This is a genomic window from Clostridium sp. Marseille-Q5894 (assembly GCF_946902305.1).
Classification (GTDB): domain Bacteria; phylum Bacillota_I; class Bacilli_A; order Erysipelotrichales; family Coprobacillaceae; genus Thomasclavelia.
In genome coordinates, this window is the sequence record NZ_CAMPPT010000004.1 from 188,622 (window position 1) to 211,970 (window position 23,349).

The following is a 23,349-nucleotide window of genomic DNA, read 5'->3' on the forward strand; positions in this document are numbered from 1 at the left end:
CATTCCTGTATTTACTTGATTAAAATAAATAGAACTATATAATTATCTCCAATTTCGATACTTGGACTTCTAAAATAAAAAGCAGTTGATACTTTTTTAAATATACCATAATGCAGTTTTTGCAAACGATAAACGCGCATCTGCTTCAATATTTGTTGTAGTAACAGTACATAAACTCAATGATAAACAAATACATGTTATAAATCCTAATAATTTCCTTTTCATATTATTTTTTTCTCAAACAATATCTTATTAAATACATAAAAAATATTTAATTTAAAATAAGTATTTAGGAACTGTCATCACAAAGATCTTTTTACATAATCTTATTCATATTATAATTCTTAGTTTAATAATTCTTTGATTTTCTTTAAAATAATTAAAATTAGTGGGATGGCTAAAATAAGATATAAATAAAGCATCAATGAAGTAATCCCAATTCCCTCTCCTATATCATAAAACTTGCTTATAAAATAACCGAATATAAGAAAGTAGATTCTAGATAGACCTATTCCAATAATAAGCAACATTACATTTATCATTACTTTTCGCATCTTTTCACCTTCTTTACATATTTTACTTAACTATTATTGGAAAATTATGATGGTATTCTGTTTTATACATCAATTGTTTCTTATTATGATGCTTTTTGATTCAACGGTTCAATTAGAGATTCATTGGTCAAAAAAAGCTATAAACCATAGTCTATAGCTTTTAAAACATTATTTATTTTTTAAATCAGTAGCATCAAATGCTTCAGCAATTGGTCCTCCTGGTGCAACCATTGGGAATACCTTATCATCTTTATCAATTATACATTCAATTACAATTGGTCCATCATATTCCATTGCTTCTTTAATAGCAGGAACTAATTCTTCTTTCGTTGTAACTTTAATTGCTTTGCATCCTAAACCTTCAGCAACTTTACAAAAATCAACTTTATCAGCTAAGATCGTATTTGAATAACGTTGCCCATAGAATAATGTTTGCCATTGACGAACCATTCCTAACACCCGATTATTAATAACTACTTGAATTACTGGAATATTATAACGACTTAATGTTGCTAATTCATTCATATTCATTCTAAAGCAGCCATCACCAGCAATATTGAAAACTGTTTGATGAGGATTACCAAGTTTAGCGCCCATAGCAGCCCCTAAACCAAATCCCATCGTTCCCGCTCCACCTGATGAAACGAATTGACGAGGGCGTTTATAGCGATAATATTGAGCAGCCCACATTTGATGTTGTCCTACATCAGTACAAATGATAGCTTCACCATTTGTCAAATAATCTATTTGTTCAATAACATATGGTCCTGTTAACCCTTCACTATCATAGTTTAAAGGATACTGTTCTTTTAAATCACGAACTTCTTTTAACCACTGAGGATGATTTTGTCTTGTAAGTTTTGCATTTAATTCCGTTAATACACTCTTAGCATCCCCAACAATTCCTAAATCAACAATTACATTTTTATTAATTTCAGCCGCATCAACATCAATGTGAATAATTTTAGCATCTTTAGCAAAGCGTTTAGTATCACCAGTAACGCGATCAGAAAAACGAGCACCAATAACAATCAATAAATCACATCTACTAACTCCAAAATTAGAAGCTTTGGTACCATGCATCCCAATCATTCCTGTATAACGAGGACGAGTATTATCATAAGCACCTTTACCCATTAATGAATCGGTAACTGGAGCATCAATTTTTTCCGCAAATTCTTTTAATTCATTAGATGCATCACTAGCAATAGCCCCACCGCCAACAAAGATAAACGGCTTTTCACTAGCTTCTATCATTTTTATTGCCTGATCTATCTCTTGTGATCCATATGTATATCGACGTGGTTCAATTACATCCGGTACACATGGCTCAAAGTCAATTGTAGCTGCTGTAACATCTTTAGTAATATCAACTAATACTGGTCCTGGACGTCCTTCTTTAGCAATTTGAAAAGCTTTACGAATTGTTGGAGCTAAATCATTAATATCTTTAACAATAAAATTATGTTTAGTAATTGGCATTGTCACCCCAGCAATATCGATTTCCTGGAAACTATCACGCCCTAATAGTGATACAGCTACGTTAGCAGTAATTGCCACAAGAGGAGTTGAATCCATATATGCTGTAGCAATCCCTGTAACTAAATTAGTCGCCCCGGGTCCTGATGTTGCCATACATACTCCAACTTTTCCTGTTGCTCTAGCATATCCATCAGCCGCATGTGCAGCCCCTTGTTCATGAGATGTTAAAATATGATGAATCTTATCTTGATATCTGTATAATGCATCATAAATATTTAAAATCGTTCCCCCTGGATAACCAAATACAGTATCTACACCCTGTTCGATCAAACATTCTGCAACAATTTCCGAACCTGTTAACTTCATAGCAATTCCCTCCTTATTATTTATTTTTCTTCTTTAGCTTCAAGAATTGCTCCACGATCAGCAGAAGTTACCATTGACGCATATCTTACTAGATACCCCGTTGTAATTCTTGGTTTTCTTGGCTGCCATTTAGCTTTACGTTTAGCCAATTCTTCATCACTTACTTCAACATTCATTGAATGCTCTAAAATATTAATATTGATAATATCGCCTTCTTCAACTAATGCAATCGGTCCCCCTGAAGCTGCCTCTGGAGAAACATGTCCAATCGAAGCTCCTCTAGTAGCTCCAGAAAAACGACCATCAGTAATCAAAGCAACATCTTTATCCAATCCCATTCCCGCAATTTCACTTGTAGGTGATAACATCTCACGCATTCCTGGTCCCCCTTTTGGACCTTCATAACGAATTACAACAACATCACCCTTAACGATCTTACCAGCTCTAATTGCCGCGATAGCTTCGTCTTCACTATCAAAAACACGGGCTGGTCCACTATGAACCATCATTTCCTGAGCTACTGCTGATTGCTTTACTACAGCTCCATTAGGTGCTAAATTACCTTTTAAGACCGCAATTCCTCCAAATGGCGCATATGGTTTCTCAACTGGACGAATAATTTCAGGATTCAAGTTTACACATCCTTTAATATTTTCACCAACTGTTTTACCAGTTACCGTCATAATATCAGTATATAATAAACCAAGTTTATTAATTTCATTCATTACCGCATAGACACCACCAGCATCATTTAAATCTTCCATAAATGTATCTCCAGCTGGAGCTAAATGACATAAGTTCGGTGTTTTTTTACTAATTTCATTAGCAATTTCTAAATTTAATTCAACCCCGGCTTCATGAGCTATAGCTGGTAAATGAAGCATTGAGTTAGTTGAACATCCTAATGCCATATCAATAGTTAATGCATTATGAAAAGCTTTTTCATTCATAATATCACGTGGTCTAATATTCTTTTTAATACACTCCATGATCTGCATTCCGGCATGCTTAGCCAATCTAATTCTTTCACTATATACAGCGGGAATCGTACCATTTCCCTTAAGACCCATTCCTAAAACTTCAGTTAAGCAGTTCATTGAATTAGCAGTATACATTCCTGAACATGATCCACAAGTCGGACAAGCTTTTTGCTCAATTTCATGAAGTTTTTCTTCAGTTATCATACCAGCATTAAACTGACCAACAGCTTCAAACAATGAAGATAGGCATGTTTTATTCCCATCTACTTTACGCCCTGCTAACATTGGTCCTCCTGATACAAAAACAGTTGGAATATTTAAACGAGCTGCTGCCATTAATAGACCAGGTACGTTTTTATCACAATTAGGAATCATAACTAAACCATCAAATTGATGTGCTGTTGCTAGTGCTTCTGTACTATCAGCAATTAATTCTCGAGTAACTAATGAATATTTCATTCCTGTGTGATTCATCGCAATTCCATCACATACAGCAATAGCCGGTACCTCAATTGGCACCCCACCAGCTAAATAAATCCCTTTTTTTACAGCATCTGCAATTTTATCAAGATTCATATGTCCTGGAACAATTTCATTATATGAATTTACAACCCCTATCAATGGTCGTTCTAATTCTTCATCAGTATATCCTAAGGCATTAAATAATGATCGATGTGGCGCTCTTTCAGTTCCGCTTTTTACATTATCACTACGCATCTTATTTCCCCCTTTATCTTTATAGATTAGCAACTATTAAGTCACCCATTTCTTTAGTTCCTACTTTTGTTTTATTTTCTGACATGATATCAGCAGTCCGATATCCTTGTTTTAAGACTTTTTCAATTGCTCCTTCTATATCTTTAGCTTCTTGATCTAAATCAAATGAATAGCGAAGCATCATTGCCGCCGATAAAATCGTCGCAATCGGATTAGCAATATTTTTACCAGCAATATCTGGAGCACTACCATGACTTGGTTCATACATTCCAAATTTATCTTCTCTTAAAGAAGCACTTGATAACATTCCAATCGATCCTGTCACCATACTTGCTTCATCGCTTAAAATATCACCAAACATATTTTCTGTTAAAATAACATCAAATTGTTTAGGATCTTTAACTAACTGCATTGCACAGTTATCTACTAACATATGTTCTAAAGTTACTTCAGGATAGTCATTAGCTACTTCACTTACAACTTTGCGCCATAATCTTGAAGTATCAATAACATTTGCTTTATCAACACTAGTAACTTTTTTATTACGTTTCATCGCAATATCAAATGCTCGCTTAGCAATTCTTCTAATTTCTGTTTCACTATAACTCATCGCATCACGAGCAACTAATTCACCATTTTCTTCTTTAGTTGAACGCTTTCCAAAATATAAACCGCCAGTAAGTTCACGCATGATCATCATGTCAAACCCACCTTCAGTTAATTCTTCTTTTAATGGACATGCTCCTTTTAATTCATCATATAAAACAGCTGGTCTTAAATTTGCAAATAACCCTAGCTCTTTACGAATTTTTAATAATCCGGCTTCAGGGCGAAGACTAGGTTCTAATTTATACCAGGGTGAAGTTGTTGTGTCGCCACCAATTGATCCTAATAAAACACTATCACTATTTTTGGCAACTTCTAATGCTTCATCAGTTAAGGGGACACCATGTACATCAATTGATGCCCCACCCATTAAAATTTGCGTATAGTTAAATTTATGATTATATTTATTAGCAACAGCATCTAAAACCTTCATCGCTTCACCAACGATTTCTGGTCCAATTCCATCACCTTTAATTACTGCAATATTTTTTTCCATAATTCTTACCCCTTTTTACTATTTACGTAATTGACTAAGCCATCAACTTCAATCATTTTTTGTAAGAATTCTGGAAATGGCTGACTTTGATAAGTTTGCCCTTTTGTAACATTAGTGATTAAACCCGTTGAAAAATCAACAGTTACTTCATCACCTTGATCAATACCCGCTACTGCTTCAGGACATTCCATGATTGGAAAGCCAATATTGATTGAATTACGATAAAAGATACGTGCAAAACTTTCCGCAATTACACATTTAGTTCCTGCTGTCTTCAAACATAATGGGGCATGTTCTCGAGAAGAACCACATCCAAAGTTCTTTCCCGCAACAATAATATCACCATCTTCAACTGTTTTAGCAAAATCAGGATCAATATCCACCATTGCATGACTAGCTAACTCTTTAGCATCAAACGAATTTAAATAACGAGCAGGGATAATTACATCTGTATCTACGTTATCACCATATTTATATATTTTCATTACTCTTCACCTACTTTTTCAGGATTTGCGATATATCCAGCAATAGCACTAGCTGCTGCTACATCTGGAGAAGCTAAATAAATCAATGCTTCTGTATCACCCATACGACCAACAAAATTACGATTAGTCGTTGAAACACATTTTTCACCTTTAGCCATTACACCCATATGACCACCCATACAAGGACCACAGCTTGGTGTATTAAAAGCACATCCGGCTTCAACAAAAATCTCTGCTAAACCTTCCTGGATACATTGAATAAAGATTTTTTGTGTTGCTGGAACGACCATTACGCGAACGTTTTTAGCAACTTTTTTTCCTTTAAGAATTGCTGCAGCTTTACGTAAATCAGATAAACGACCATTAGTACAAGAACCAATTACTACTTGATCGATCATAATTTTATCCATTGCTTCAATTTCATCGATCGTATGACCATTTCCTGGAAGATGCGGGAATGCCACAGTTGGTCTTACTTCACTTAAATTTATTTCGATCACTTCATCGTAATCAGCATCTTCATCAGCTTCATAAATCGAGTATTCTTTAGTAGAATGTTTTTTCATATAATCAATTGTTAAAGCATCAACTGGAAAAATTCCATTTTTAGCTCCGGCTTCAATTGCCATATTACAAATCGTAAAACGATCATCCATAGTTAAATATTGAATTCCTTCGCCTACGAATTCCATACTCTTATAACGAGCCCCGTCAACTCCAATTTTCGTAATGATATGTAAAATAATATCTTTTCCACTTATATATTGTGATGGTTTTCCAGTTAAAACAAATTTAATTGCACTAGGTACTTTGAACCAAAGTTCTCCAGTTGCCATTCCTGTTGCGATATCAGTAGTACCGACTCCAGTAGAAAAAGCTCCTAAAGCACCATATGTACATGTATGAGAATCTGCTCCAATGATACATTCTCCAGCTACAACGATCCCTTTTTCTGGTAAAATCGCATGTTCAACACCACATTTACCTTGTTCCATATGATGAGTTAAACATTGTTTATTAGAAAAATCTAAAATTGCTTTAGAATTTTCTGCTGATTTAATATCTTTATTTGGCGTAAAATGATCTGGCACTAATACAACTTTATCTTTATCAAAAACCTTATCTGCCATTTGATAAAAAATTGGTAACGCCATTGGTCCAGTAATATCATTAGCCATGACAACATCAAGTTTTGCCTCAATTAATTGTCCAGCTACAACTTCATCTAAACCTGCATGTTTTGCTAAAATTTTTTGTGTCATAGTCATTGCCATGATTATAATCCCCCTTATCTTGACCTTTGTAGGTTGTAATTAGGGAGTAGCCTACTCCCTAGTTACAACACACAAAAGTGTGTGTTGATTAATTATTAATTAATTTGTCTTCATCAGACCAGCTGTATAATTTACGAATATCTTTACCAACTTTTTCAGATTCATGTTCAGCTGCTAATTTTCTCATTGCTTTAAAGTGAGCTTGTCCACCAGCTGCAGACATATCTAATAAGAAGTCTTTAGCAAATGTACCATCTTGAATATCTGATAAAATTTGTTTCATTGCTTTTTTAGTATCTGCAGTGATGATTTTTGGTCCTGTAATATAATCACCATACTCAGCTGTATTTGAAATAGAATATCTCATTCCTTCAAATCCTGATTGATAAATTAAATCTACGATTAGTTTCATTTCATGGATACATTCAAAATATGCGTTTCTTGGATCATATCCTGCTTCTACTAATGTTTCAAAACCAGCTTGCATCAATGCACAAACCCCACCGCACAATACAGCTTGTTCACCAAATAAATCAGTTTCTGTTTCTGTTCTAAATGTAGTTTCCAATAAACCAGCTCTTGCTCCACCGATTGCTAGACCATAAGCTAAAGCAATATCTTGAGCACGTCCTGAAGCATCTTGTTCAACTGCAACTAAACATGGTGTTCCTTTTCCAGCTAAGTACTCACTACGTACTGTATGTCCTGGTGCTTTTGGTGCAATCATTGTAACATCAACATTTTTTGGTGGTACGATTTGATTAAAGTGAATATTGAAACCATGAGCGAACATCAACATGTTTCCTTCTTCAAGATTTGGTTCAATTGATTCTTTATATAACTTAGCTTGTAATTCATCATTAATTAAGATCATGATGATATCAGCTTTTTTAGCTGCTTCAGCAGAAGTATACACTTCTAATCCTTGTTCTTCAGCTTTTTTCCATGATTTAGAACCTTCATATAATCCAACGATTACATGTACTCCAGATTCTTTCAAATTTAATGCATGAGCATGCCCTTGAGAACCATACCCGATTACGGCAACTGTTTTACCGTCTAATAAAGATAAGTCACAATCTGATTCATAAAAAATTTTAGCCATTTTTCTTAACCCCCTATTTACTTATTACTATGACTTTTTATATCAATTTCACCAAGCCCGCGTTTAATTCCCGATAATCCGGTTCTAACGAGCTCGACAACATTGAACCCTTCCAACATCGCAAGCAACGCATCAATTTTTGATTGATCTCCTGTTGCTTCGATGACTAATGATGCTGGTGCAACATCAATAATTCGTGCTCTAAAAATATCCGCAATCGAAACAATTGAAGAACGTTGCTTTTCATCTGCCTCGACTTTAATTAAAACCAATTCCCGATAAACGGATTTATCAGGTTCTAATGGAAAAATCTCAATAACTTCAACTAATTTTCCTAATTGTTTTTCAATTTGATTTAAAATCAATTCATCACCAACCGCTACGATAGTCATCCTTGAAACATTTGGAAGATTAGTTCTTCCAACACTCAAGCTGTCAATTCCATAACCACGACGACTAAATAAGCTGGCAACACGACTTAAAACACCAGGATTATTTTCCACTAATAACGATAATACTAAACGATTCATGTTATTGGCTCCCTTCTTCTTATTTCATTGCCTTAGTTAAGCGATTCATTCCTGATACAATTGCTTTTATTGTTGCCGTTGTAATATTTGGATGAATCCCTACACCATATTCTTGACAAGCACTTCCCTTAGCCCTTAAATAAACATAAGCTGCCGCTTTTGAACTTGATCCTGAAGTTAAAGCATGCTCACTATAATCCAATAAATGCGAATGTAATTCTGGAAGTGAATTCAAGGCGTTTTTCACAGCATCAATTGGCCCATTTCCATAACCCGTTAAAGTTACAACTTCACCATGTGCTTCAATCGTAATTTCTGCCCGTCTTTCATATTCAGTTTCATCTTCACTTATATCAACCAGCTTTTGTTTAATAAAGCGATAAGGTTCTTCGTTATCTACATACTCTTCAATAAATGTATCATAAACTCTTTCTGGAGAAACTTCTCCTTCTTCTTCACTTATATCTTGAATTATTTTTGCAAAATCCACTTGTAATCCTTTCGGTAAATGGAACCCGTACATACTTTCCATCACATAAGCAACGCCACCTTTACCTGATTGTGAATTAATTCGCACAATTGGTTCATATTGGCGCCCAACATCACTTGGATCAATAGGTAAATAAGGCACTTCCCAAATACCATCATTTCTTTCCTGCATCGCATGCATTCCTTTATTGATTGCATCTTGATGACTACCAGAAAAAGCCGTAAAAACTAACTTTCCAACATACGGATGACGTGGTGGAACTTCCATCTTAGTAACTTTTTCATATACATGTTTTATATTATTAATATTACTTACCTCAAGTTTTGGATCAACTCCTTGAGTAAACATATTTAAAGCAACATTGACAATATCAACATTTCCAGTTCTTTCACCATTTCCAAAAATAGTTCCTTCAACACGATCAGCACCAGCCATAATACCAAGTTCTGTTGCTGCGACACCACAGCCACGATCATTATGCGTGTGTAATGAAAGAATTACTCGTTCACGATCTTTAAAATGTGTTGACATCCATTCAATTTGGTCAGCATAAACATTTGGCGTTGACATTTCTACTGTCGATGGCAAATTAATAATCACTTTCTTATCTTTTGATGCTCCCCATTCATCCATTACAGCTTCACACACTTCTAAAGCATAGTCTAATTCTGTTCCTGTAAAGCTTTCTGGTGAATATTCAAGAATCACTTCTCCATCAAATTCTTTACTTAAATCTTTAACTAATTTAACACCATCAATCGCAATTTGTTTAATTTCTTCTTTCCCCTTATTAAATACCACATCTCTTTGTAATACTGAAGTAGAATTATAAACATGTACGATTGCTCTTTTTAATCCTTTTAACGATTCAAATGTCTTTCTGATCAAATGTTCCCTTGCCTGAGTCAAGACTTGTACTGTGACATCATCAGGAATTAAATTTTCATCAATTAAAATTCTTAAAAAATCATATTCTATTTGACTAGAAGAAGGAAAACCAACTTCTATTTCTTTAAATCCCATATCAACTAAGAGTTGAAACATTTCTACTTTTTCTTCTATTTTCATCGGCGTGATCAAAGCTTGATTACCATCACGTAAATCAACAGAAACCCATGTTGGCGCTTTTTCAATTTGTTTATCAGGCCAAGTACGTTCTTTAAAGCTGATTGGTTCAAATCTCTTATACTTTTGATAATTCATCATTTTATTTTTCCTCCTCATTATTTTAAATACTTATAAAAAAACCCTCGCACTCAAAATGACTCCTGTCACTTTGAGGACGAAGGTATAGTAACCCCGTGGTTCCACCTCAATTTATTAATACCTCACGATATTAACCTCACTAAGTACGCTATTATATAGTTAGTTCATACTCTTGCTAGATAACGGTTGCATTCCGTAGCCACCTACTTGATTCAGCGCTCCACTCAAGGATGAGTTCAATAAACCCTCAACAGCTCTTTCCACCAGCCAGAACTTCTCTATGCTTGAAAAATTTATCTACTAGTTCCTATCAAAGTATTTAAGTTATGTTACTGAATATGATAGCCCGATATTTTGTCGAAGTCAACCTTTTTTCATAAATTTTAAAGACAATTAATTATCACTTCGATAATTAATTATTACACAAAAATTTCAACCTAAAAAACCTTGGAAATATCAGCATTTATTTGCTTATCTCTAATTATATCATCAGAATTCAAAATAATTTTAGACGCGTACTTAGCATCAACAATATAATCATCTAATAAACTCTTTTCATATTTATTTTTTAAATCAAAATACATTGTATAATCAAATGTATAGGTTTTAATAATTTCATTATTTGGATAAACCAGCATAAAAACTAATTCATTATGATCATTAACCAAAAACAAACGATACGTTGCCTTACTCGTTATTGTACTTCTTATCTTATTTTTCATAATTTCGACAATTCGATCATCCAAATTATGTTCTTTTATAATAATTTTTTCTTTAAGTTCATTTAGTTCTTTGACAAATCTTATTTGATATTTATTTACCTCCATTTTTGATATTTTTTTTGATCCATCATGAGATAAAATAACTGCATATTTTAATTTATCATCATAATATACACACTCATATACTATTTTTTGATAATGACCACAATGACTGCAACGATATAAAAATAGTTCATCATTAAATATTAATTCCTTTGCCCTCAAATTATCACTTTTAATAATCGGGAACAGTTTCTTCGTTCCTTTTTCCAAACAGTGAATACACGTAATTTCTAATTCAACTTCATCATTCATAATTTCAACTCCTCGATAACATTTTACTAAATTAAAAATACTAAAATAGCTAATTTATCTTAAGAAATCATTTATTTTTTATAAAAATAATTAAGTATACGTTTTATCCTTATATGTTAAAATATATAGTGGTGATAAAAATGCGTAGATTGAAATGGCCCTTTAAAATAATTTTATTTATTATTTTATTTACAATTATTAATACTAGCTGGAATTATTATTCTACAAACAAAAAAACATCTGATAAAATTCCAGCCAAATCAACAACTACAGTTACAGCATCCTTTATTGGAGACTTATTATATGAGCAGCCCTATTATGACTGGCTTGGTTCCGATTATGAAAATAAAGGTTATTATGATTTAGTAAAACCTTACTTTTTAAATGATAATCTAACTCTCGCTAATATGGAGGTGCCAATCGGAGGAAGTGAATTAGGTATTTCTGGCAAAGGTTATAGTTTTAATGCACCTATACAAATTGGTCAAGAAGTTATTGATATGGGTGTTGATGCACTTAATCTTGCCAACAATCATGCTAACGATGCCGGAATTGAAGGACGCAATAATACAATCAATTTTTTTAATAAACATAATATTTTAACTACTGGGGTATATTCATCTGTTGAAGATCGACAAAAAATCAAAACCAAAAAAATTAACAATATTACATTCAGTTTTCTTGGTTACACTTATAAAACTAATAAACTAGATTATCAAAATCAAAATTTAATTGGTTATTATCGTAATCTTGATACGATGAAACTAGATGATGAACATAAAGATATTATTAAAAATGAAGTTGAACAAGCTAAACAAATTAGTGATGTAGTAATCGTTAGTATGCATTGGGGCAATGAATTTACTTACACTGTCAACGATGAACAAAAAGAACTGGCTAATTATTTAAATGAGTTGGGTGTTGATATAATTATTGGTCATCACTCGCATTGTATCCAGCCAATCGAATGGTTGGAAAACAACGATCATAAAACCCTTGTTGCATACTCATTAGGCTCTTTTATCTCAGCAGATAATCAAGTTACCCGAGCTACAAATGAATTTGCCAATGCATATAACATTTCTATGATCTTGCAAACAGAGTTTGAAAAAAAAGAGCATAAAACTTCAATAAAAAAAGTTACTTATACACCAATCATTAATTACTATGATCAAAACTTTGAAAATTTTAAACTTGTTCCTTTAAATCTCTATAATGAAGAACTAGAAACAAGTCATGATCGTTATTCAAAAGGATTGAACAAAGATTTTATTATTAATAGTTTTAACAATATAATTGATCAACAATTTAATATTAATTATATCAAATAAAAATATAGACCAAATTTAGGTCTATATTTTTATTTTTGAACTGCTAGTTCAATTAAACGATCCAACAATTCACTATAACTAATACCAAAATCATCCATTAACTGAGGATACATCGATATTTTGGTAAAACCAGGCATCGTATTAATTTCATTTAAATAAATTTTATTTGTTTTCTTATCCAAAAAGAAATCAACGCGGCTTAATCCATGACCATCAATTGCTTTAAACGCTTTGATTGCATATGCTCGAATTTGTTCTTGAATACTTTGATCAACTAGAGCCGGAATACAAGTCTTACTTTCTTCATCCTCATATTTTGATTCAAAAGTATAAAACTCACCATGGGGCATAATTTGACCTACTCGAGAAACGATCACATCATCATTTCCTAAAACTGCTGTTTCTAACTCGATACAATCAACACACTCTTCTACTACAATGTGACGATCATATTTTGCCGCTTCATTCAATCGATCCATTAATTCCTCTTGACTATCGCAACGATAGCATCCAACACTTGAACCAGAACGGCTAGCTTTAATAAAACAAGGCATTCCTAGTTCTTTAACAATATAATTTTCAACATCATCAATTTCATCAAAGTTATTATCTACTACTACTAATTTATTGTCATAACGTTTTTTTATATAAATTGATTTAACTTGAGGAATCCCTACTGTATCCAGAATTTTTTTAGTATATATTTTATCCATTGCAACACTAGAGCTAAATACTCGACAGCCAACATATGCTACTTTTGCTAGTTCAAATAATCCCTGAATCGTTCCATCTTCCCCATATAATCCATGCAATACGGGAAAAGCTACATCTTGTTTTCGTAATAAACCATAGATATCATCAACCAGCTGACTATTCTCTAACCAGTTATCTTTCGCTAAATCCTGCTGATCAGCATTTAAATAATACCAGTTTCCATCTAAATCGATACCTACTAGTGTAAGATCATATTTTTCTTTATCAAGATTATTTAAAACTGATGTACATGACATTCTAGATACTATATGTTCACTAGATTGTCCACCACATAAAACCAACAATTTCTTTTTCACGATAATTTCTCCTCTATTTGCGTAACGACATCTTTAAGTTTCATTCCATTTGATCCCTTTAATAAAACCACATCATTACTACATAAATTATTTCTTAAATAATTTATCACTTCTTCATTATCTTTACAACAATAAATATTCATCATTCCTGCATCTTTTGCCCCAGCTGCAATAAACCGTGCCTCTTTACCTACTACTACAAGTAGATCGATATTTTTAATAGCCACATGTTTACCAACACTACGATGAAGCTGTTCACTAAACTCACCAAGTTCCAGCATATCCGCTAAAACAGCAATCTTTCTTCTTGAATAAGTCGCTAAAACATCTAAACTTGATTTCATGGAATCTTCACTAGCATTATATGTTCCATCAATCAAAGTAATGTTATTTTTTAACTCAATAATATCCATTCTTTTCTTTGTTAATTGAAATTCATTGATTCCCTGAATACACTTTTCTATACTTATATCTAATTTAATTCCGATTGCAATAGCTATTAAAGCATTTAAAACAAAATGATTACCTGGTACCGGAACATTTACTTTATATACCTCATTTAAATAATTTAATTCAAAAGTACTATGATCATCTTTTAAAACAACATTTTGCGCCCTAAAATCACTGTCACTATCAATCCCCACTTTAACAAGTTCCAAATTATCTAATTCGACTGTTGAAAGCAGATCATTATCATTATTAATAATTAGAGAACTACCATCTTTCATTCCCACGGTTATTTCTAATTTAGCTTTTAAAATATTTTCACGACTGCCAAGTTCTCCAATATGTGCCGTACCAATATTAGTAATCGCACTAATATCCGGTAAAGCAATCAATGACAATTCTTCCATTTCTTTTAAATGATTCATGCCCATTTCCAAAACTAGCACTTCTTCATCTTTATGTCTTAAAATCGTCAATGGCAATCCAATATTATTATTGTAATTCCCCTCTGTTTTTAAAGTTTTATATCCCTTTTTAACAACGCTATAAACCATATCCCGAGTACTTGTTTTACCAACACTGCCAGTAACACCAACGACCTTAACATTACGATTCTTTCTTAAATATCGCGCCATATCCTGCAAAGCCTTTAATGTATCTTCAACCTTGATGACTACTTTATCATCAGATTTAATATCACGATCACTAATTATTGCACTAGCGCCATTTGCAAACGCACTTTCAATAAAATCATGCCCATCAAAGCGCTCGCCAATTAATGGGATATACATCATCCCAGCTTTAATTTTGCGACTGTCTTGACTAAATCCTATAATTTCTAAATTTTCATCACCACTTAATAAAATTCCATTTGTGGCATTAATTATTTCCCTTACATTCATTTTTTCACCCTAAATCTCTTCACCAGTTATTTCTGGTATATCACTTTCTAATATCTGTCTCTTTCCATCTAAACCAACTACTTCATAACCAATATTTCCCTCTTGGTAAATTGACGTTAAAACTAGAAGTTTATCGCCTACTACCTCAAATGTCAATTTTCCAATGCTTTCGATCGTATAAAGTTTTTTTACCTTTTTGCCTTCAAGAGTCATCGTATAAATCACATTACCATCATGAACAACTAAATGATCATCAACGATATTAACTAGCTGCAAATTATTATTTTCATAAACATCACTATGATTTCCATCTAAATCACATTTAATTAAACCTTTATCATTTATATAATATAAATACTCACCATCATAAGTATATGTGTTAGTATTACTCGCTAGAGCTCTACGATCACTACCATCAAATTTAATTGAGATTAATTCTGAATTTTCATTTACATAAAAAATCCGTTCTCTTTTTTCATCAATGATCAAGCTATATGAAACTTCATCATTTATTTTTTTATCTTCATTAGTTGATAAATCAAGGCAATAAATAGATTCATTATCACTATCTTTTTGATAATATATTTTTTCACCTAAATTTTGAACATAATAAACATTAGTTAATAAAACATCCTCACTTTTACTTTCTTTATCAACTCGATAATAATCATTATTTTCATCAAGATAATAATAATATTTACCATCATCTTTAAAATCTGTTAAAGCAAAATCATATACATGTTCGCGATTATTCAACTGTTTATCATAAGCAATCAATTCTTGATTCATTACAATATAAACCTTATCTTTATTAACATAACTTACTGCCAGTCCATTATTATTAGTAGCTTGAGCATATTGACTTGTTTCCTCATCAATCGTTAAAACAGCATCTTCATATGCCTGTTCATCAACATCTTTCTGATCCGCTAATTCGATTGGATTAACATTCAAATACCCATTGATTGCAACACTAATAATCAATAACACAACAAAAACTGTCCATATAATTGGATTTTTCCAATAATTTTTCTTTTCATTTATTTGGTCATGATCATTATTTTGTACTGTATCACATATTGGACAACGATCCTCATCCGCCAATAAAGGAGCTCCACATTTTTTACATCTTTTATTTTCTTCCATTTCATCACCTGCTTTTTAATGTTTTTATTTTACCATATTACTAGCTCAAAAAAAAGTAGACTTAATTGTTTAGATTAAGTCTATTCAAAAAGCTTACTCATACTATACCCATCACTTATATACCAGTTATAATCATCATTACTTCTGTAAATTATCTTGTCACCAGCTACATTAAATTCATAAATATCACTATCAATTAAATATATTTCCTCATCATCAAAATTATGATAGTATAAATCATTTTCCATATTAGTATATACAATTCCATTATTTGTAACAATAAAATTATAAATATCACTTTCATCAAGATAACTTATAGAATCATCTATTTTCGTATCATAGGCTTCGATACCATTAATATTACTATAATAGATAACTCCATCATCAACATAAAAATTACCTATTGCATAAAGATCATATTCATTTTTGAATCGTCCCTCTAAATCGATTGCCCTAATAGCTCCATCTACTTCAAAATAAATAAGTTCTGTTTTAAAATCAAATGCTAAATAATAAATATCATGGCTGTCTATTAACCGGCTTTCACCATTTTCATATAAATATAACTTCATTTCATTGGTATACAAAAAACGATGATTTTTTATTGGTAAAATATTTTCATCATAAAATAATTCCTCAATATTCCCACTATTTATATCGTAACGTTTATATATACCAAAATTATCATAGTAAATGTAATTATCTTCAATATAAATATTTCCACTCAAACTATCTGAGATAAAATCAATATTTTCTATTTTTTCAAAAGATCGGTCCGCCTTCTTTAGATCATAATCACAACCTAAATAAAGTTCATCATTATCTAAAAACACTACACTTCCCTGCTGAAAATTACCTGCCATCATCAAATCATTATTATCACCATTAATACTCATTTCTTTTATATCAACCATTTCAACATTAGCTTCATCACTAACAAACAAATTAAAAAGTGCTCCCCATAAAAATATTATTCCTAAGACTATTGCAATTAAATTCTTTTTTTCTCGATCCCGTTTAACTGTTTTTTTGTGATTTCTAGTTAATTTATCTCTCGCTTCTTCAAAGCGTTTCTTTATATCATTATCACTTTCTTGATAATCATACATCTCCTGACTTTGATAAACATGAGTCGTTGCTGTATGTTTTGAATAATCTAGATCATCTTTAAGATAATATTTTTTATTAATGTCTTCTTTTTTTAAATATTTAGTTGGATTCCCACAATTAGGACAATTACTTTGACCATAATGAACTATTGTTGTACAAACACTGCAGCGATTTATCTTTCCCTGACGATATCCACACAGCGGGCAAACCAGCATATTTTTTATTTCATTACCACAGTTATCACATTTCATAAAATCACTTCCCCTAAAATAATTGTATCATCCAGCTTTCAAATGTCCAACATAAAAAGCACTAAATAATTAGTACTTTTTAAACAACTAAATTAATGATAATACATAATAAAGGAATTGTAATTAATGATAAAGCTGTTGATAAAAAAACTATTTCAACTGCTAGTTTTGCATCACCCGCATATTTTTCTGCTAATATTGCAGTTGTCGTACCAGCCGGCATCCCTGCCAGCACAGTAGATACTGCGGTAACTAATGGTGGTATATCGATCAAAACACATCCTAAAAGAACTAATAACGGAATTAAAATCAAACGAATAAAACTATAATAAAAAGTTAATTTGTTGATGACTTCTTTGATGCTGATTTCCGCTAAAATTCCTCCTATTACAATCATCGACAACGCCATATTACAGTTACTCAACGCTTTAATTGAAATATCTAAATAATTTGGCAGCTGCACTTGACTTATCATTATGATCAAGCCAATAAATACAGCAATAATACAAGGATGCGTAATAACTTTTTTTATTACATCTTTTCCTTTAGCACTAGTAAAACAAGCAACACCACCAGACCACATCACAATTCTTTGGGGGATAAGATAAATTGAAGCAAATAACAAACCATTTGACCCATATAGACCTTGAATTAAAGGTGAGCCCATAAACCCCGCGTTAGAACAAATCGTTCCATACTGCAAAACACTTTGCTGGCTAGGTAATGTTTTAACAAAAAAATATTTTCCCAAAAAAGAACATCCTAATTGAATTACAATTGAAACTATCAAAACCGTTAAGCCACTTCTAATAATTTCTCCATCCATTTTAATCATAAAAGAATATATAATATTAGCAGGTAAAATAACGTATATAACTAAATCTGTCAAACTTTTTCGGTTTGCACTAGATATAATATTTAACTTTCTTAAAACATATCCTACGATCATTAAAAAAAAGATTTCTATTTGCAAATCTATCAAATTATTAAAATCAACCACAATACCACCTCTTTGGCCCTAATCATAAACCAAAATAAAAAATATGTCATCTAAAAAATACAAATATTGTTATAATGGAGATATGAAAAATTATGTTTATATCCTTAAATGTGCTGATAATACATATTATACCGGCTGGACAACTAATATAGAAAAAAGAATTATTGCTCATAACAGTGGAAAAGGAGCCAAATATACTAAATCACGCCGTCCTGTAAGTTTAGTATATTTTGAAGAACTAGAAAACAAGAGCCTTGCTTTAAAGCGCGAACATGCAATCAAACAATTAACGAGAAAACAAAAGGAGGATCTAATTAGGTTAGCAAAGGCTAATAAATAGTTTTAAATCAATAAATAAAATGCTATACTAAGTGTAGAAAGAAGGTTAAGTATGAAATTAAACAGAAATGATCTCTGCTGGTGCGGCAGTCAAAAAAAATACAAGAAATGTCATCTTCAATTAGATGAAAAACTAGAACAATTAAAACATCAAGGCAAAAAAATCCCAACTCATAAAATGATAAAAAATGAGGAACAAATCAAAGGAATAAAAAAAGCTGCTGTTGTCAATTCAGGGTTATTAGATTACATTGAAGAAAACATCAAAGCAGGCATGGCTACAGAAGAAATAGACATCATGGCAAAAGAATACACTGAAAAACACAATGCTGTATGTGCTGATTATCATTATTGCGGTTATCCCAAACATATATGCGTATCCATCAACGATGTAGTTTGTCATGGTATCCCTTGTAAAGAAGAAATTTTACAAGAGGGTGATATTGTAAATGTTGATGCTACAACTATGGTAGATGGCTATTATGCTGATGCTTCGAGAATGTTTATAATTGGTAAAACATCTAAAGAAGCTGAAAAATTAGTTAAAGATACTAAAAAAGCTTTAGAACTAGGAATTCAATCCATTATCCCTTATCAAAGCTGCATCGGTGATATTGGTAAAGCTATTGAAACCTTCGCTAATGCTAACGGATATAGTGTTGTCAGAGAGTTTTGTGGTCATGGAGTAGGATTAGCCATTCATGAAGATCCCTATGTGTTTCATTTTGAACCAAATGAATCAACCGTGACGATTGTACCAGGTATGGTTTTTACGATCGAACCAATGTTGAATCTTGGTAATCGTGATGTTTTTGTCGACGCTGATGATGAATGGACTGTATATACAGAAGATGGTAGTCTTTCTGCACAATGGGAACATACTCTTTTAGTAACTGAAACAGGTGTAGAAATTTTATCTAAATAAAAACATCCTCTCGGATGTTTTTATTTAACATTAATAATTACATACTCACTTGGTGCCCCAGTTTTGATTGGATAGCGCCATCCTGCCATTCCTGAAGAAGTAATTGCTGTAAAATCATGGATAGTTCTTTGCCCTCGAATCAAAGTATCACTAGTAAGAGATTGAACTATCCCCATCGGAAATAACTGACCCCCATGAGTATGTCCTGATAATTGTAAATCAATACCTAAAGCAGCATTTTCATCTAAATCAAGGGGCTGATGATCTAAAATAATCGTATAATTATCACGTTTATCTTCAGGAATCATCGCTAATAACTCTGAGGTTGCTAATCGCGGGTTATTTCCCCAAAAGCTTGCATCTTTACGCCCAATAATATTTATTTTATCTAAAGTTATTACTTCGTCTTCTAATACCGTAATTCCATTTTTTTCTAGGTTTTCTTTAATTTCTTCTGGTCCAAATGCCACGTCATCAAAATTACGAGAACCATTATCATGATTTCCATACACATAATATATGCCTAACTTATTTTTTATTGTTGATAAAGCTTTACTAGCATCAACCATATCATCTAATGGCGTGTTTTCATCAAATATATCCCCAGTTAAAACCACTAAATCAGCATTTAATTCACTCATTTCATCACAATATTTTTGTAATTGTAAAACATCTAGAGAAGTTGACATATGTAAATCAGCAATCTCAATAATTTTTAGATCATCAATCTTATCACTTGATAGGTCATAAGTAGTAGCTACAACATGCTTAATATTATAATATCCATATCCTAGACATAAAACTGTTACTAATACTCCCAAAATTCCCGTTATAAAAGTAAATCGATAAATATTAAATCTTTGTAACCAAATATTCAAAAATTCTAATATTAGTGTAATAACTAATAAATGATAATAAATCACACCATATAATTCAAGCGTATTCATTGCCGGAATAGAAACTATTGTAACGATTATAGCTAATATAATGAGATAAAATCGGTTAGTGTGAATATTTAAAACCGAACGCATAAAACGATTAATAAAAAATGTAAAATAAATAACTCCTGGAATAATAGCAATTAGACCCATATATCGATACATCAAATTCCTCCTTTATTTATATCATCTATAATAAGATTCATTATATATTTTATCAAAATCAATAACTATTATTTTTTACATATTATAACTCATATTTATCAATTATATATTAATAGTTTTCCTGATTTTTAAGAGTATCAAACTCAAAAAAATAGATTATTTAACTATTATATATGTTTTTAAATTTTGTATGAATACAAAATTTAAGTAAAAACTATATTGATAGCTTTTGCTATTAATATTTATCAGTTTGAAATGAGAGATATGATGAAAAAATACTTATTACTTTTTATATTTATTATTAGTACCGTGTTTCTTAACAATGTTCATGCAAATACTAATGATGCCACTTTGGTATTACTAAAGGAAGAAAATCTTGAAACTGCAGGAACTATTATCACTGCTAAAATACCTCAGATTATCAATGTAAAAGATGAAAAAGTTAAAAACGATATTAATACTTTAATTAATCAAACTATTGATAATTTTTTAAACGAATCCAAAAAGAATGATGAAAATCCCGATTCAAAACATAAAGTAATCGTTGATATCACTTATCAAAATTACTACAGTGATGATAAAATAATATCTTTTTCTATTGATTTTACACAAAGTATGGCTGACAGTTACTTACAAAAGAAATTTTTTACTATCGATCTTATAACTGGTGAAATATATCAAATAGAACATTTTTTAGGTGAAAATTATCAAAATATTATTTTAAACGCTGTTAAACAACAAGTTGCTGCAAACAAAGAAAAATATCCTAATCTAACATATTTTGATGAAGCTATAAACAATTTAAAAATTACATCTGACCAAGCTTTCTATATCAATAAGAATAATCAGATCGTTGTTATCTTCAATCAATATGAAATAGCACCTGGATATATGTCACTTCCTGAATTTATAATCAAATAACTGATAAATATAAATCCTCCCTAAGAAGGAGGATTTATTATAAATATTATCATTCCAATGTATTATTATAATACTTAAACAGTATTATCTTTCATCCATTGGTATAAATTCTTTTTCTTCCATAATACTCTTATATGCGGGACGAATAATCTTATCAACATTGATCAACTCTTCAATTCGATGCGCTGACCAACCTACGATTCTTGCAATCGCAAAAATCGGTGTATAAAGTTCAACTGGAATACCTAACATACTATAAACAAAACCACTATAAAAATCCACATTAGCACTTACCCCTTTATAAATATGCCGTTTTTTAGCAATTACTTCAGGAGCTAATTTCTCAATCATCGTATATAATGCATAATCATCTTCTAAATGCTTTTCCTTAGCCAGCTGGTTTACAAAACTTTTAAAAACCTGAGCACGTGGATCAGACAGTGAATAAACAGCATGTCCCATACCATAAATCAACCCTTGATGATCAAATACTTCTTTATCTAATATTTTTCCTAAATATTCTTTTACTTCGTTTTCATCTTTCAAATCATGGACATTTTCTTTAATATTTTTTATCATTTCCATGACTTTAATATTAGCACCTCCATGTTTAGGTCCTTTTAAAGAGGATAGCGCAGCTGCAAAAACAGAATAACTGTCACTGCCTGCCGAAGTTACGACTCTTGTTGTAAATGTTGAGTTATTTCCACCACCGTGTTCCATATGGAGAACTAAGGCAACATCTAAAACCTGGGCTTCTAATTGGGTATATTTTTTATCTGGTCGTAGCATCATCAAAATGTTTTCTGCTGTTGATAAATTTTCACTAGGATGATGAATATACATACTATCTCCTAATTCATAATGATTATATGCATGATAACCATAAACTGCTAATCGTGGTAAAATAGCAATCATATTAATACATTGTCTTAAAACATTACTTAACGACTGATCAGAAACATATTCATCATAAGCAGCTAATGTTAATACACTTTTTGTCATAGAATTCATAATATCTTGACTTGGAGCCTTCATAATAACATCTCTTGTAAAATTAGTTGGTAATTCATTAGACAATGACAATATTTCTTTAAACTCCTTCAATTCTTTTTGATTAGGTAATAATCCAAACAATAATAAATATGCAACTTCTTCAAAACCAAATCTTTGAAAAGAAAAATCTTTAACCAAATCTATTACATCATACCCACGATACCACAATCGTCCATCAATAGGTACTTTTTGACCTTCAACCATCTTAAAAGATTCTATTTTAGAAATATTAGTTAATCCTGTTAAAACACCATTTCCATTTTGATCTCTTAAACCTCTTTTTACTCCGTGATCTATAAACAGTTGAAAATCAATATTATCAGTTTCTAAAACCATCTCATTATATTTATTTAAATGCTTCAAATATTCTTCTTTGTTCAT

Annotated in this window: 22 protein-coding genes and 1 other annotated feature; of the genes, 4 read left to right on the top strand and 18 right to left on the bottom strand. The window is 31.5% G+C overall.

What is annotated here, in order from left to right:
* Window positions 1–96: 96 nt before the first annotated feature.
* From OC535_RS08030 to OC535_RS08080, 11 genes are all read right to left on the bottom strand, one after another.
* Complete coding sequence (locus tag OC535_RS08030; protein WP_498823544.1) at window positions 97–225, bottom strand: hypothetical protein; 129 nt, start codon at window positions 223–225, stop codon at window positions 97–99.
* 119 nt (window positions 226–344) lie between these two features.
* Window positions 345–554: a hypothetical protein gene (locus OC535_RS08035; RefSeq protein ID WP_024722166.1), complete on the bottom strand. Its 210-nt coding sequence runs from the start codon at window positions 552–554 to the stop codon at window positions 345–347.
* 168 nt (window positions 555–722) lie between these two features.
* On the bottom strand, window positions 723–2,402 hold the full coding sequence (gene ilvB / locus OC535_RS08040) for a biosynthetic-type acetolactate synthase large subunit (protein ID WP_227052654.1): 1,680 nt from the start codon (window positions 2,400–2,402) through the stop codon (window positions 723–725).
* Window positions 2,403–2,422: 20 nt separating this feature from the next.
* Entirely contained in the window at window positions 2,423–4,099 is a 1,677-nt protein-coding gene (gene ilvD / locus OC535_RS08045) for a dihydroxy-acid dehydratase (RefSeq protein ID WP_024722164.1), read from the bottom strand.
* 19 nt (window positions 4,100–4,118) lie between these two features.
* The gene (leuB, locus tag OC535_RS08050) at window positions 4,119–5,201 is read right to left on the bottom strand and encodes a 3-isopropylmalate dehydrogenase (RefSeq protein WP_024722163.1); all 1,083 of its coding nucleotides are present in this window, start codon (window positions 5,199–5,201) and stop codon (window positions 4,119–4,121) included.
* A gap of 5 nt (window positions 5,202–5,206) precedes the next feature.
* Entirely contained in the window at window positions 5,207–5,686 is a 480-nt protein-coding gene (gene leuD, locus OC535_RS08055; protein ID WP_024722162.1) for a 3-isopropylmalate dehydratase small subunit, read from the bottom strand.
* Window positions 5,686–6,960, bottom strand: a complete 1,275-nt coding sequence (leuC, locus tag OC535_RS08060; RefSeq protein ID WP_498823545.1) for a 3-isopropylmalate dehydratase large subunit — start codon at window positions 6,958–6,960, stop codon at window positions 5,686–5,688. Before leuC ends, leuD begins: the two co-directional genes overlap by 1 nt.
* Window positions 6,961–7,048: 88 nt before the next feature.
* Window positions 7,049–8,065: a ketol-acid reductoisomerase gene (gene ilvC / locus OC535_RS08065; RefSeq protein ID WP_498823546.1), complete on the bottom strand. Its 1,017-nt coding sequence runs from the start codon at window positions 8,063–8,065 to the stop codon at window positions 7,049–7,051.
* A gap of 17 nt (window positions 8,066–8,082) precedes the next feature.
* Complete coding sequence (ilvN, locus tag OC535_RS08070; RefSeq protein ID WP_024722160.1) at window positions 8,083–8,595, bottom strand: acetolactate synthase small subunit; 513 nt, start codon at window positions 8,593–8,595, stop codon at window positions 8,083–8,085.
* 19 nt (window positions 8,596–8,614) lie between these two features.
* Window positions 8,615–10,291: a 2-isopropylmalate synthase gene (gene leuA, locus OC535_RS08075; RefSeq protein WP_027089197.1), complete on the bottom strand. Its 1,677-nt coding sequence runs from the start codon at window positions 10,289–10,291 to the stop codon at window positions 8,615–8,617.
* A gap of 69 nt (window positions 10,292–10,360) precedes the next feature.
* Window positions 10,361–10,614: a binding site (T-box leader), on the bottom strand.
* A gap of 114 nt (window positions 10,615–10,728) precedes the next feature.
* The gene (locus OC535_RS08080; RefSeq protein ID WP_024722159.1) at window positions 10,729–11,367 is read right to left on the bottom strand and encodes a CpXC domain-containing protein; all 639 of its coding nucleotides are present in this window, start codon (window positions 11,365–11,367) and stop codon (window positions 10,729–10,731) included.
* A 140-nt stretch (window positions 11,368–11,507) separates the two neighbouring features.
* On the opposite strand from OC535_RS08080, the gene OC535_RS08085 reads away from it, so the two are divergent.
* Window positions 11,508–12,698, top strand: coding sequence for a CapA family protein (locus OC535_RS08085; protein ID WP_227052658.1), 1,191 nt, complete (start codon window positions 11,508–11,510; stop codon window positions 12,696–12,698).
* 29 nt (window positions 12,699–12,727) lie between these two features.
* On the opposite strand, the gene OC535_RS08090 is transcribed toward OC535_RS08085, so the two are convergent.
* The 5 genes from OC535_RS08090 to OC535_RS08110 form a co-directional block, all read right to left on the bottom strand.
* Window positions 12,728–13,774, bottom strand: coding sequence for a D-alanine--D-alanine ligase family protein (locus tag OC535_RS08090; protein WP_498823586.1), 1,047 nt, complete (start codon window positions 13,772–13,774; stop codon window positions 12,728–12,730).
* Window positions 13,765–15,117 (bottom strand): UDP-N-acetylmuramoyl-tripeptide--D-alanyl-D-alanine ligase, encoded by a 1,353-nt coding sequence (locus OC535_RS08095; RefSeq protein WP_498823547.1) that lies wholly within the window; start codon window positions 15,115–15,117, stop codon window positions 13,765–13,767. Before OC535_RS08095 ends, OC535_RS08090 begins: the two co-directional genes overlap by 10 nt.
* A gap of 9 nt (window positions 15,118–15,126) precedes the next feature.
* On the bottom strand, window positions 15,127–16,263 hold the full coding sequence (locus tag OC535_RS08100; protein WP_498823548.1) for a DUF5050 domain-containing protein: 1,137 nt from the start codon (window positions 16,261–16,263) through the stop codon (window positions 15,127–15,129).
* Window positions 16,264–16,343: 80 nt separating this feature from the next.
* Complete coding sequence (locus OC535_RS08105; RefSeq protein ID WP_498823549.1) at window positions 16,344–17,624, bottom strand: hypothetical protein; 1,281 nt, start codon at window positions 17,622–17,624, stop codon at window positions 16,344–16,346.
* Window positions 17,625–17,703: 79 nt separating this feature from the next.
* Entirely contained in the window at window positions 17,704–18,624 is a 921-nt protein-coding gene (locus tag OC535_RS08110; protein WP_498823550.1) for an AEC family transporter, read from the bottom strand.
* An 82-nt stretch (window positions 18,625–18,706) separates the two neighbouring features.
* Between OC535_RS08110 and OC535_RS08115 the strand changes: the two genes are divergently transcribed.
* Together OC535_RS08115 and OC535_RS08120 are read left to right on the top strand one after the other, a co-directional pair.
* Window positions 18,707–18,964, top strand: a complete 258-nt coding sequence (locus tag OC535_RS08115; RefSeq protein WP_024722823.1) for a GIY-YIG nuclease family protein — start codon at window positions 18,707–18,709, stop codon at window positions 18,962–18,964.
* Between the two features lie 51 nt (window positions 18,965–19,015).
* Complete coding sequence (locus OC535_RS08120) at window positions 19,016–19,888, top strand: methionyl aminopeptidase (protein ID WP_027089206.1); 873 nt, start codon at window positions 19,016–19,018, stop codon at window positions 19,886–19,888.
* 20 nt (window positions 19,889–19,908) lie between these two features.
* On the opposite strand, the gene OC535_RS08125 is transcribed toward OC535_RS08120, so the two are convergent.
* Window positions 19,909–20,991, bottom strand: coding sequence for a metallophosphoesterase (locus OC535_RS08125; protein ID WP_227052665.1), 1,083 nt, complete (start codon window positions 20,989–20,991; stop codon window positions 19,909–19,911).
* Window positions 20,992–21,258: 267 nt separating this feature from the next.
* On the opposite strand from OC535_RS08125, the gene OC535_RS08130 reads away from it, so the two are divergent.
* The gene (locus OC535_RS08130) at window positions 21,259–21,912 is read left to right on the top strand and encodes a DUF3298 and DUF4163 domain-containing protein (RefSeq protein ID WP_498823551.1); all 654 of its coding nucleotides are present in this window, start codon (window positions 21,259–21,261) and stop codon (window positions 21,910–21,912) included.
* 84 nt (window positions 21,913–21,996) lie between these two features.
* Here OC535_RS08130 and OC535_RS08135 read toward each other — a convergent pair whose 3' ends face one another.
* Window positions 21,997–23,349 carry a citrate/2-methylcitrate synthase gene (locus tag OC535_RS08135; RefSeq protein ID WP_498823552.1) on the bottom strand — a complete coding sequence of 451 codons (1,353 nt, stop codon included), beginning with the start codon at window positions 23,347–23,349 and terminating at the stop codon, window positions 21,997–21,999.